This is a genomic window from Lysobacter sp. CC-YZS074 (assembly GCF_056739745.1).
Window position 1 is genome coordinate 1,118,328 of sequence record NZ_CP200301.1, and the last position, 12,803, is coordinate 1,131,130.

7 protein-coding genes are annotated in these 12,803 nt (G+C 63.1%); all 7 read left to right on the forward strand.

Annotated features, from left to right (window positions below; translation table 11 throughout):
* Positions 1-2 precede the first annotated feature (2 nt).
* The 7 genes from U8331_RS04965 (at position 3) to U8331_RS04995 (ending at position 12,782) form a co-directional block, all read left to right on the forward strand.
* Positions 3-731 (forward strand): flagellar motor protein MotB, encoded by a 729-nt coding sequence (locus U8331_RS04965; protein ID WP_481132503.1) that lies wholly within the window; start codon positions 3-5, stop codon positions 729-731.
* Entirely contained in the window at positions 728-2,380 is a 1,653-nt protein-coding gene (locus tag U8331_RS04970; protein ID WP_481132504.1) for an EH signature domain-containing protein, read from the forward strand. The genes U8331_RS04965 and U8331_RS04970 overlap by 4 nt, the downstream gene beginning before the upstream one ends.
* A gap of 113 nt (positions 2,381-2,493) precedes the next feature.
* Positions 2,494-5,631 (forward strand): DEAD/DEAH box helicase, encoded by a 3,138-nt coding sequence (locus U8331_RS04975; protein ID WP_481132505.1) that lies wholly within the window; start codon positions 2,494-2,496, stop codon positions 5,629-5,631.
* 69 nt (positions 5,632-5,700) lie between these two features.
* Complete coding sequence (locus tag U8331_RS04980; protein WP_481132506.1) at positions 5,701-7,179, forward strand: type I restriction-modification system subunit M; 1,479 nt, start codon at positions 5,701-5,703, stop codon at positions 7,177-7,179.
* Positions 7,176-8,321, forward strand: coding sequence for a restriction endonuclease subunit S (locus tag U8331_RS04985; RefSeq protein WP_481132507.1), 1,146 nt, complete (start codon positions 7,176-7,178; stop codon positions 8,319-8,321). Before U8331_RS04980 ends, U8331_RS04985 begins: the two co-directional genes overlap by 4 nt.
* Positions 8,322-8,324: 3 nt before the next feature.
* Positions 8,325-9,314, forward strand: a complete 990-nt coding sequence (locus U8331_RS04990) for a Fic family protein (RefSeq protein ID WP_481132508.1) — start codon at positions 8,325-8,327, stop codon at positions 9,312-9,314.
* 9 nt (positions 9,315-9,323) lie between these two features.
* Positions 9,324-12,782 (forward strand): DEAD/DEAH box helicase family protein, encoded by a 3,459-nt coding sequence (locus U8331_RS04995; RefSeq protein ID WP_481132509.1) that lies wholly within the window; start codon positions 9,324-9,326, stop codon positions 12,780-12,782.
* Positions 12,783-12,803: the final 21 nt, after the last annotated feature.

The window sequence follows — 12,803 nt, forward strand, 5'->3', positions numbered from 1 at the left end:
CCGTGCTGGGCGCCATTGGGTGGCGGCGGGGCCGCGGGAGGGCCGAAGGTGAAAAGCCCTTCTGGATCTCTTACGCCGACCTGATGACCGCAATGATGACGCTCTTCCTTGCGGCGATGGCGGTCACCATGGTCGCGATCACGCGTGAGGTGCAGCAGGAGAAGGCGCTTGAGGTGGTCAGGGCCGAGCAGATCACGCAGCTCTGCAATGGATTGGCATCGTCGTTCCGGTCGCATCCACACATCAATGTCGACTGCACTGACAATCGCATCAGTTTTGGAGAGGCGGGGCGCTTCGGCCACAACGAATACCGTCTTTCCCCCGAGGCAGGCAAGTCCTTGGCAGAGCTGGTGCCGGTAGTCCTGCGCGCGGCGGACAGCGAACTCGGTCGGAAATGGTTCAAGCAGGTCGTTATCGAGGGCTTTACCGATACGGACGGGTCGTACCTCTACAACCTGCATTTAAGCCTGCAACGCTCGGAGTGGGTGATGTGCATGCTGTTGGACCCGCGCAGGAATGCCGATTTGGAGCTGACACCGGAGCAACTGCAACGGGTAAGGGATTTATTCCTCGCGGGTGGCGTGTCCTTCAACAATGCGAAGCAAAGCAAGGATGCAAGTCGCCGCGTCGAATTGCGCCTGCAGTTCTATGGGCAAGACGAGAGGGAAGAGGGGACGAGCGACAGGCTTTCCTTTGTGTCAGGCCCCGATGATCGTTGCATGTTGCTATGAGGCTGTCGCAATCGGTTGAACAAATGCTGGAGGCGCACCTTGGGTCGCTTCTGCACGGCCCTGGGGCCGTGCGGCCGCCGCACGAATTGCTCAAATCGGTGGAGCGGGTGCGGGCGCGATTTGGCCATGGCCAATCCAATCTTGTTACGCAGGATCGGGTGGAAGCGGCAGTCAAAGCACTTGGTGGTCAAGCAGAACCCAATCGACGTCAGTTGTTCGTACTGGCGCACGCATTTGCACAGCCCGTGCGCATCCTTGGGGGCAACACTATTCTCGAGTCCCCGCTTGCGGATGGGCTTTTGGCGTATTGGGAGCGGGCGGCCTCGCGCGGCGAACTGGCGCCATTTCATTGGCGGGGGCTGTTCCGCTCCTATCTGCAGGCGGCGAAGAGCGAAAGATGCGATCGCCTACGAAGCCTGTTGATCCGGTCCTTGGATGCGCTGATCGAAGGTCGACGTACGACTGCGCTTTGGTTGTCCAGCGCGCTTCGCCATCGAGGATTGTTGGGCGAGTCCCCATGTGGGCCGTACGCCGGCGAGTTGGTGTCCGGCTCGTCAAATGAACTTGACGACCTGGTCGACGGAGTCGATCTGCCAGACGCCAGCTGGTTCTGGGTTGAACTACGCGATACCGCCCTTCAACACATTGCCGCACTAGGCGAGCCGGAGTTCAAGGACAGCCTCGCGCATCTGCTGTCCTTGCCTTCGCGTATACCCAACTCGCGAGATCATATCCTGTCGGCGATCCTCAGGCGATTCACCGAATGTGGTGATCGCTCACGCCACGTGCCCCTCATGGAGTACGCGCTGGATGCATGGGGCAGTCCGCAGTTGAACGTCAACCATCTATGGACACTCGCCGGGGAGGATGCACGGCAGATGGTCTGCGGATGGCTGGCGCAGGAGGACCTCGAGGACTTCTATCGCCTGTGCCAGGGCAATCACCAGGTTGATGACCGCCGGCTTCAGTTCTGGCTCCGCTTCAAGGAGCAAATGGGTTACACCCAGATCCTGCTCGGCAGGTACCTCATGACCAGCAGGGATCGAGATACTCGCAATTTCATACAGAAGAAGCGTGGGCGGATCGGGGAGCTTACGTCTGGCCCGGCCACCAACAACGCGATCTTGATGCAGATTGGCGGCTGGCTGTTCATCGAGTTCTCGGAGACGGGGCACGCGTGCTACGGGTTCCCGATTTCCGGATCAACGCTGGAACTTGGCCGTAGAAGCTATTCGATCTACGAGCTGAAGCCCAAAGTAGACCGCCGAAGGATGACCCATCAGGACGGACATCAATTGTGGGAAGAGAAGTTTCTACATGAACTCCGAAGGGTCGGGATAGCTCCTGACGCCTACAACTCTGGAGCTCTTGGGTCCACCGTTCGGCATAGAGGGGCTGGGGTTGTGCGGCACGGCGCAAGAACGTCGTCGGTACCTCTCGGGCATGCCCCGCGCCGGGGTGGATCGAGCGCGCCGATCGGCCACGATGAAGTGCTTGAAGCGCTTCGCAAACTGAACGTGCGGATTGCCGATCACCGACCGAAAGGCGGTGCGCTATGGGCATACCCGGCTGAGCCGGGCACTGGAGCTCGGCTTCGTGCGCTGGGCATGAAGTACAAAGCAGAGAAAGAGGGCTTCTACCTGCCATGAAACTGCCTTGGGGGAGTCGTTCGACGCCTGAGTTGAGTCACGAGTTTCTGCGAAGAGGCGCGAGGTTTTCGTTTCCGCATTCGGCGCAGAAGTGGTGGGTTGCCCCGCATGGCGTGTCGGCCGAACACAGACCGCTGGCTGCATATCTCGGGCAATTGGTCAACGAGGGGTTCGCGACGTGCGAAGGTGATGCTGTCCTGATCCCATGGGCCTCCTACTTCGAATTGGAGCGAGAGGAAGCGCATGCCGACAGCCTCCGATTGTTGCGATTGCCTCCTTTGGGCGATTGGGTGCCAGTTCTGGAATCGCGCGGTACGCCTTCGGACGTGGAATTCACTGTGGCGGTGGTTGCGTGGCAGTCCCCCAAGCTGGGCCGTCGGACACTGGAACGTGATGGCGCAGTGATCGGAGCGGGAACGGACAGCCGGCTGCTGTCGACCCAAGCCTGGCACCTGTGCGAAAGGATCACCTCCTTCGCAGACGAGTCGGCAGCAATGTCTGCCGAACAGCGTATGCATGCGCTCGGCGTGATCCGATCCTTGGCCGTCGTGGCAGATGCGGTGCTGGATGACTATCTGCAAAGGACTCAGGTAGTGTCGCCGCAGCGGCTGTCGCTCGATCTGAGCCGCGTCCAGTCGGTTGGCGTGCCAGTGGTCGAAGTCACGCCGCGTCTTGAGGGTGTCGCGGGGGATTTCGTCGAAGGCTTCGATCGCTACGATTCGGTCAGGGCCAGATACGACGTCGTCCAGAAGGACGGCAGCTTGTTGCACATTTCGCCAAGTCCTGCCGTCGCGACTGCGCTGGGCGCCATCAAAGCGATGCCGGGCCGCCGTGTGTCCTCCGAGCAAGCGCGCCTTTTTGCACACAATCCGTTCGCCGTCCTTGGAGATGAAGCGCGTGAGGCCCTGGACGAGGAGGCTCTGATTCGCGCAAGGCGGGAAGCGGATCTACTTCCGTACAGATTGGCGTTCGCGGGCGTCGCGAGCGGCGATTCTCCGACCCTCGAGCTGATCCCATTGCTGGAGTCCGACGAGGTGGTTGCAAAGCCCGTCTCGGCGGAAACTGCAAAGACCCTTCTCGCCCAATCTGCACGCTCGCGCGCCAACGGACTGCCGTTGTTCCACTGGGACGGCTACGAGATTGAGTTTGGCCCCACAACGGATGCCGCCCTCGCCCAGCTAGCCGTATGGGTAGCCGCCAACATGGCCACTGCATCACTCTCGTTTGCCGAGGTGATGAACCTGGAGGCGTACAGCGATCGAGTGATCGGCTTTGATGGCAGCGTCCAGACGGTTCCCTATGTTGCCAAGAAGACAACGGAAGCGGGCTGGGTTCCGGAGAACGTCCAATTAGGCATCGCTGCGGTAAGTACACAGACCGGCGGGATCGAGCAGCTCGCCCTTTCCAGTACAGACGTGGCGGAGCTACAAAAACGGGTTGACCGCGCTGACAGCAGTGGGGCAGCCGAGGTTGCGTTGCCCAATTCAGATCTCAAGGTGTCCGCAAAGCGCGCACAGCAACTGATCGACACATTCAAGGCCGCTGAGATATCGATCGGCAGGAAGCAGTCCCCTGCGTTGAGTGCGGACCCGCGAAACGCCGGTAAGCAGCCGATACTTCAGATCTACCACAACATTGAAAATCTCGACTACGTGTCGGCGGCGGTTGGTGGGTTCGATGCGCTACCGCACAAGAATCCGGAGTTGCCCGCTGCTTTGCGCCCCGAGGTGGGGTTGCTTCCGCATCAGCAAGACGGCCTCGCGTGGCTACAACATCGCTACGGGTTGCAGGCTGACGGAATGGCGGGATGTCTTCTCGCCGATGACATGGGGTTGGGCAAGACCCTCCAGTCGCTGTGCCTGATTGCTTGGCACGACGAACTTCGGGAGATCGCTAAGCCGTGTCTCATCGTCGCGCCGGTGTCATTGCTTGAGAACTGGAAGCTGGAGATCCGAAAGTTTCTGGGCTGGGACCCGGACACTGTTTTGAGTCTGTATGGGCCGGCTCTGGGCGAGCTGCGCCTTGGTGCCGAGGCTATCGAGCCGGCACTGTCAAACGCCGGGCTCAGGAAACTGCTGCGTTCCGGCTTCGAGTCAGGCTACAAAGTGGTACTGACCACGTACGAGACCCTGCGGGACTACGAGTTCTCGCTTGCGCGGGTCGGTTGGGGGATCGTCGTCTGCGACGAGGCACAGAAGATAAAGAATCCCGCGGCGTTCGTGACGCAAGCTGCCAAGGCGCTTCGTGCCGACTTCAGGGTCGCTTGCACCGGCACACCAGTGGAGAACTCGCTCGCGGATCTTTGGTGCCTGTTCGACTTCTTCCAGCCGGGGCACCTCGGATCGCTCAATGAGTTCACCAAGGCGTATCGGCGAACCATTGAAGCGCGTGCCGACGGCCACGACGAGTTGATCGAACAGTTGAGGGCGTCCACACGCCCTTGGGTGTTGCGCCGGATGAAGACCGAGGTACATCAAGGGCTGCCAGCAAAGGTGGAGGGCGAGCATGCCGACGCTTCAAGCGTTGCGATACCGATGTCGCCTATCCAGACCAAGCTGTACGCAGCCGCAGTCGCCGAGTACCGGGCGGCACGTGACAGTGGAGCAGGTGGGGCCGGGACCCAGATTCTGGCGCTGCTCGCCAAGCTCAGGATGATCTGTGCGAATCCGCTTGCGATGGCAACCGATCTGCACGAGACGCGGCCACTGGCTGAGCATCTTGCGAGCTCGCCAAAGTTGGATTGGCTGCTCCAGAGGCTCGCTGAGATCCGTCGCAAGGGAGAGAAAGCCATCGTCTTCACCGAGTTCCGTGATCTCCAGCGTCTCGTCCAACGCGCGGTTGCGGAGCGCTTCGCCTATTCGGCACAGATCATCAACGGGGGCACAACGGTCGACCCACGCAGTGAAGAGTCCCGCCAAGGGCTGATCGACAAGTTTCAGGCGGAGCCGGGGTTCGGGGTCATCATTCTGTCCACCACCGCGGTTGGCTTTGGCGTGAACATCCAGGCGGCCAACCATGTCATCCACTACACGAGGCCCTGGAACCCGGCGAAGGAAGACCAGGCGACGGACCGCGCTTATCGCATAGGCCAGACCAAGGATGTCCATGTCTACTGCCCCACGGTGGTCGGCGACGGCTTCGAGTCATTCGAGCAGCGCTTGTCCGCGCTATTGGCAAATAAGCGCGAACTCTCCAAGGACATGCTGGCTGGCACGCAGGAGGTCACGGCAGAAGACTTCGTGGATCTGTAGGGCTGCGATCCAGAAGTTGCGGCCCGTCTTGCGTGAGGCGGGCTCATTCCATTATGCAAGGCTGAATTCATGATCACCGGCACCATCAAGACCCAGGTCGACAGCATCTGGAACGCCTTCTGGGCGGGCGGCATCGCCAACCCGATGGAGGTCATCGAGCAGATGACCTACCTGCTTTTCATCAAGCGGCTGGACGAGCTGCACACCGCGAAGGAGAAGAAGGCCAACCGCCTCAATCGCGAGATCGAGGGGGCGATCTTCAACAGCCAACAGCAGAACCTGCGCTGGTCGGTGTTCAAGCAGATGGGCGACGCCGCCGCCATGTACGACGTGGTGGCCAACCGGGTCTTCCCCTTCATCAAGACCCTGGGCGAGGCGGACTCCACCTACGCCACCCACATGAAGGACGCGCGCTTCACCATTCCCACGCCGGCGCTGCTGGCCAAGGTGGTGGACATGCTCGACGCGATCCCGATGGACGACCGCGACACCAAGGGCGACCTGTACGAGTACATGCTCGGCAAGATCGCCAGCGCCGGCCAGAACGGGCAGTTCCGTACCCCGCGGCACATCATCAAGCTGATGGTCGAGATGATGGCGCCCAAGCCGTCCGACACCATCTGCGACCCGGCCTGCGGCACCGCCGGCTTCCTCGTCGCCGCCGCCGAACATCTCGACGCGCACTACCGCGACGAGATCTACGCCACGCCCGAGGCGGCGCGCCGGTTCAACCACGACACCTTCCACGGCTTCGACTTCGACAGCACCATGCTGCGGGTCGGCTCGATGAACATGCTGCTGCATGGCGTGGAAAACCCGGCCATCGAGAACCGCGACTCGCTCAGCGAGGGGCATGCCGGCGTCGCCGGGCAGTTCAGCCTGATCCTCGCCAACCCGCCGTTTGCCGGGTCGCTGGATTACGAGAGCACGGCCAAGGACCTGCAGCAGATCGTCAAGACCAAGAAGACCGAGCTGCTGTTCCTCGCGCTGTTCCTGCGCCTGCTCAAGCCCGGCGGCCGCGCTGCGGTGATCGTGCCCGACGGCGTGCTGTTCGGGTCGAGCAAGGCGCACAAGGCGCTGCGGCGGATGCTGGTGGAGGAGCAGAAGCTGGACGGCATCGTGTCGATGCCGTCGGGCGTGTTCCGTCCATATGCCGGCGTGTCCACCGCGATCCTGCTGTTCACCCGGACCGACTCGGGCGGCACCGACGGCGTCTGGTTCTACGACATGCAGGCCGACGGCTACTCGCTGGACGACAAGCGCAACGCGCTGGATGCGACCAAGCACGAAAGCAACAACCTGCCGGACGTGCTCGCGCGCTGGCGGCACCGCGATGGCGAGAAGGAGCGCGCCCGCACCGAGCAAAGCTTCCTGGTGCCGAAGGCGGAAATCGCCGGCAAGGACTACGACCTGTCGATTAACCGCTACAAGGAGGTGGTGCACGAGACGGTGGAGTACGACCCGCCGGCAAAGATCCTTGCCGAGCTGAAGGTGCTGGAGGCGGAGATCCTGCGGGGGATGGAAGAGTTGGAGGAGATGATCTCGTGAGCATCGCCAGAGTTGCCTTGGGCGAGATCGCAAGCGTTGTTAGTGGCTTCGCCTTCAGGTCGGAACTATTCAACACCGAGGGCAATGGGCTTCCACTCATTCGAATTCGCGACGTGGCTGACGGCACATCAGAAACGTTCTACTCAGGTTCTTATCGCGAGGAATTTGCCGTCGCTGATGGAGATGCTCTTGTAGGCATGGATGGCGAATTCAACCTCGGAATCTGGCGCGGAGGAAGAGCGCTCTTAAACCAGCGAGTTTGCAAGGTAAAGGCGTCAGACAATCGGCTGAGTCAGGAGTATTTAGTTAGATTCCTCCCACGCGCACTCAAGGTTATCGAAGATCGAACTCCGTTTGTTACGGTCAAGCATCTGTCGGTCAAGCAACTTCGCGATATCGAAATCCCGCTGCCAGCGCTAGCTGAGCAGCGCCGCATCGCGGCGATCCTGGACAAGGCCGACGCGCTGCACGCCAAGCGCCGCAAAGGCATCGCCAAGCTCGACCAGCTGCTGCAGTCCGTGTTCCTCGACATGTTCGGCGATCCCGTCTCGAATCCAAAGAAGTGGCCCAAGGAGTCACTTGCAAGCCTCTTTGATATCGCAAGAGGTGGTTCACCACGTCCGATCGATGCGTACATCACGGACTCACCCGACGGGATCAACTGGATCATGATCGGGGACACGGTTGAAGGTTCCAAGTACATCGATGGCACACGGAAGCGGATTCGCAAGGAAGGGGTGAGTCGATCGCGGCAGGTGCACCCAGGAGATTTCCTTCTGACCAATTCGATGAGCTTTGGGCGGCCTTACATCCTTCGTACTTCGGGCTGCATTCACGATGGATGGCTCGTCCTTTCCCCGAAAGACGCACGCACCAGTCAGGATTACTTGCATAGCACGTTGTCATCGCCGTCGATCTACACCGAGTTCGCCCGGCGGGCCCCCGGTGCAACTGTCAAGAACTTGAATATCGAATTGGTCAGTGGGGTGGAGATTCCAATACCTCCAAGAAATATGCAGGCGGCTTTTTCCCAGGCTATTAAGATGATCGAGGTACAAATGCAGCGGCTAGTGCGGCAGGCGGACCAATTCGAAACCCTCTTCGGCAGCCTTCAACACCGCGCCTTCACCGGCACCCTCTGACCGATGCCCGCCTACCAGCCACCGTTCCACCTGACCCACCGCATGACCGCCCTGGTGGCGGACATTGCCGAGCGGCTGGGCGCGTGGAAGGCGGCCAACCGCGACACGCTGGTGCCCGCCCTGCGGCGCAGCAACCGCATCCGCACGCTGCAGGCGTCGCTGGCCATCGAGCAGAACACCCTCAGCGTCGAACAGGTCACCGCGGTGTTGGCCGGCAAGCCGGTGCTCGGCTCGCCGAAGGAAATCCACGAGGTACGCAACGCCTTTGCCGCCTACGAGGCGATGGAACACTGGCAGCCGCACCGGCTGGACGACCTGCTGCAGGCCCACGGGCTGTTGATGGCGGGGCTGGTGGACCACCCCGGCGCGCTGCGCGGCGGTGACGTTGGCATCTGGCGCGGCGACCGGCTGCTGCACATGGCGCCGCCGGCCGCGCAGGTGGCGCGGCTGGTCAAGAACCTGCTGGGCTGGCTGCGCGCGACCGATGCCCACCCGCTGGTGGCCTCGGCCGCGTTCCACTACGACTTCGAGTTCATCCACCCCTTCAGCGACGGCAACGGCCGCATGGGGCGGCTGTGGCAGACGCTGATCCTGTCGCGCTGGCAGCCGATGCTGGCGTGGCTGCCGGTGGAAACGGTGATCCGCCACCGCCAGCAGGACTACTACGCGCAACTGGCGCAGGCCGATGCGCGCAGCGATTGCACCGGCTTTATCGAGTTCATGCTGCAGGCCATTGCCGACAGCCTCGACGAGGCCATCGCCAGTGAAGTGTCGGCACAAACGACGGTAGAAGTGTCGGTGGAAAAGCCGCCGGGCACGCCCGAACGGGTGCTGGCGCTGCTGCGCCGGCAACCGGAACTGACCCTCGCCGACGTGGCGCAGGGCCTCGGGTGCTCCGCACGCACGGTGGAGCGCGCCGCCGCCCGGCTGCAGGCCGAGGGGCGGCTCCGCTATGTTGGCCCGAAGAAGGGTGGGCACTGGGAAGTCCTGTAAGGGGGAGCGGTGAGCAACTTCGGGTTTCTGCAGTTCGAGTTCAAACCGCTCCAGGAGCCCGCCCGGGGCGCCGAGCAACTGGTGTATTCCGACCCGCGCGCCTGCTGCATGCGCACCCGCCATGCACTGGAGCAGGCGGTGCACTGGCTGTACGCGCACGACGTGACGCTACGCATGCCGTACGACAACGGCCTGGGCGTGCTGCTGACGCAGCCGGCGTTCGAGCAGTTGCTGCCGCCGCACATCCACCAGAAGGCGCGGCTGATCCAGAAGCTCGGCAACCAGGCCGTGCACGGCAACCACCCGGTCGGCAGTGGCGATGCCCGGCGGCTGGTGCGCGAGCTGTTCCACGTGCTGTTCTGGCTGGCACGCACCTACACCCGCGCCAGCGACCCCAAGAGCATCGATGCGGAGTGGGACGAGCGGAAGATCCCGCAGCTGGTCCGCGCCGACGAGGCGGTGGCCTTTACCCGCGAGGAGCTGGAAAAGCAGGAAGCGAAGTTCCGCCAGCAGATCGAGGCCCAGCACGGCGAGCTGGAAGCGCGTGAGGCGCGCATCGCCGAGACCGCCGCGACGCTGGCCGAGCGTGAGGCGGCGATTGCCGAGTTGGACGCGAAGCTCGCGCAGGTGCGCCAGCAACTGGCCGAGGCCAAGGCGGCCAACATCGCGGTGCCGGACGCGCACGACTACAACGAGGCCGACACCCGCCGGTTCTTCATCGACGTGCTGCTGCGGGAGGCGGGCTGGGAGCTCGGCGCCAATGCGTCGGCCGAGGTGCCGGTCACCGGCATGCCCAACCAGCAGGGCGAGGGCTTCGTCGATTACGTGCTGTGGGGTCGCGACGGCAAGCCGCTGGCGGTGGTGGAGGCCAAGCGCAGCTTCAGCGACCCGGACGTGGGCCGGCAGCAGGCCAGGCTTTATGCGGACTGCATGGAGCGGATGAAGGGCCAGCGCCCGCTGATCTTCTACACCAACGGCCATCGCACTTGGCTGTGGGACGACCGCCGCGCGCCGCCGCGCGAAGTGCAGGGCTTCTACACCCGTGACGAACTGGAGCTGGCGATCCAGCGACGCGGTCTGCAGCAGGACCCGCGCACGCTGGCGGTGAACCGGGACATCGCCGGCCGCGAGTACCAGATCCGCGCGATCCGGGCGATGGCCGAAGCGCTGGTCTCCGGCCGCCGCGCCGGCCTGTTGACGATGGCGACGGGCACCGGCAAGACCCGCACCGCGATCGCGCTGGTGGATGTGCTGATGCGCGCCAACTGGGTCAAGCGGGTGCTGTTCCTCGCCGACCGGGTGGCACTGGTCAAGCAGGCGGCTAACGCCTTCAAGGCGCATCTGCCGAACTCCAGCCCGGTGAACCTGGTCACCGAGAAGGACGGGGAGGGGCGGGTGTTCCTGTCCACCTACCCGACGATGATGGGCCTGATCGAGCAGATGGAGGGCGACCGCCGCAAGTACGGCGTCGGCCACTTCGACCTGGTGATCATCGACGAGGCCCACCGCAGCGTGTACCAGAAGTACGGAGCGATCTTCCGTTACTTCGACAGCTATCTGGTCGGCCTGACCGCGACCCCGCGCGACGAGGTGGACCGCGACACCTACCACCTGTTCGGGCTGGAAACCGGCGTGCCGACCGACGCCTACGGGCTGGACGAGGCGGTGGATGACGGCTACCTGGTGCCACCGAAGGCGAGTTCGGTGCCGATCCGGTTCCTGCGCGAGGGCATCCGTTACGACGAGCTGCCGGACGATGAGAAGGAGCATTGGGAATCGCTGGACTGGGGCGACCACGACGGACCGCCGGACGAAGTGCACGCGGCGGAGGTCAACAGGCGGCTGTTCAACGAGGACACGGTCGACCTGATGCTCAAGCACCTGATGGAGCACGGGCTCAAGGTCGAGGGCGGCGACAGGCTGGGCAAGACGATCATCTTTGCGGTGAACCAGCGGCACGCCGAATTCATCGCCAAACGCTTCGACCACCACTACCCGCTGTACAACGGCGAGTTCGCGCGGGTGATCACCCACTCGGTGAGGTACGCGCAGAGCCTGATCGACGACTTCAGCCTGGCGGGCAACCTGCCGCAGATCGCGGTGTCGGTGGACATGCTGGACACCGGCATCGACGTGCCCGAGGTGGTGAACCTCGTGTTCTTCAAGGCCGTGCGATCGAAGGTGAAGTTCCTGCAGATGATCGGGCGCGGTACACGGCTGCGCCCCGACCTGTTCGGACCGGGAGAGGACAAGGAGGAGTTCCTGGTCTTCGATTTCTGCCAGAACTTCGAGTACTTCAACGAGCACCCGGCCGGCGCCGCCTCGTCGGTGACCGAACCGTTGGGCAAGCGCCTGTTCAAGCGGCGGCTGGAGTTGCTGTCGCTGTTGCCGGCCGATAGCGCTGAAAAGACCGCTGCGGATGGTGCTGCCCGCTATGACGGGTTGGCCTCCTTGCGCAGCGGGGTGATTGACCAGCTGCACGGTGAAGTGGCGGCGATGAACCTCGACAACTTCATCGTCCGCACGCAGCTGGAGCACGTCACCCGTTTCACCGGGCGTGAGCAGTGGGACGGCCTGGGCGAGACCTCGCTGGTGGAGCTGCGCGAGCACGTCGCCGGCCTGCCGAGCCAGCAGGAACCCGAACACATCACGGCAAAGCTGTTCGACCTGATCTGCGTGAGCCTGCAGGTGGCGCTGGTCAACGCGTCAGGCGACTTCATCAATTACCGCGACCGGGTGATCGAGATCGCCGCGGGACTGCAGACGCGCGAAGCGATCCCGATGGTGCGCGAGCAGATGGCGCTGATCCACGAGCTGCAGACCGAGGCGTTCTGGCAGGACATCACGCTGCCGATGATCGAGTCGGTGCGGCGGAAGATCCGCGGGCTGGTCCGCTTCATCGAGCCGCGCTCGCACGACCCGGTCTATACGGTGCTGACCGACGAGATCGGCGAAGCCAGCGAGGTGGTGCTGGATAGCTTCAGCACCGGCATCAACTTGGCCCAGTACAAGCGCAAGGTCGAGGCGTACATCCGTGCCAACGAGAACCACATCGCCATCGCCAAGCTGCGGCACAACAAACCGCTGACGCCAACCGACCTGGAGGAGTTGGAGCGCTTTGTCTACGGCGCCGAGGTGGTGGGCGGGCGCGAGGCGTTCGAGAAGCACTACGGCAGCGAGCGCCCGCTGACGGTGTTCATCCGCTCGCTGGTGGGACTGGACCGCAATGCCGCCAAAGAGGCGTTCGCGCAGTTCCTCGATGGGAACCGCTACTCCACCCGGCAGATCCGCTTCGTCGAGATGGTGATCGACCACCTGACCCGGAGCGGCGTGATGGCTCCCGGCCTGCTGTACGAGCCGCCGTTCACCGCGATCCACTACGAAGGCGTCGAAGGGGCGTTCGGCATTTCCGACGCCGACCAGCTCTTCAGCATTCTCGAAAGAATCAATCAGCGCGCTGCGGCTTAGCGCACATTGAACCGGTGTGGG

Coding starts and splice junctions, on each gene's coding strand:
- U8331_RS04980 (WP_481132506.1), top strand. CDS start 5,701: ATGATCACCGGCACCATCAAGACCCAGGTCGACAGCATCTGGAACGCC.
- U8331_RS04990 (WP_481132508.1), top strand. CDS start 8,325: ATGCCCGCCTACCAGCCACCGTTCCACCTGACCCACCGCATGACCGCC.
- U8331_RS04970 (WP_481132504.1), top strand. CDS start 728: ATGAGGCTGTCGCAATCGGTTGAACAAATGCTGGAGGCGCACCTTGGG.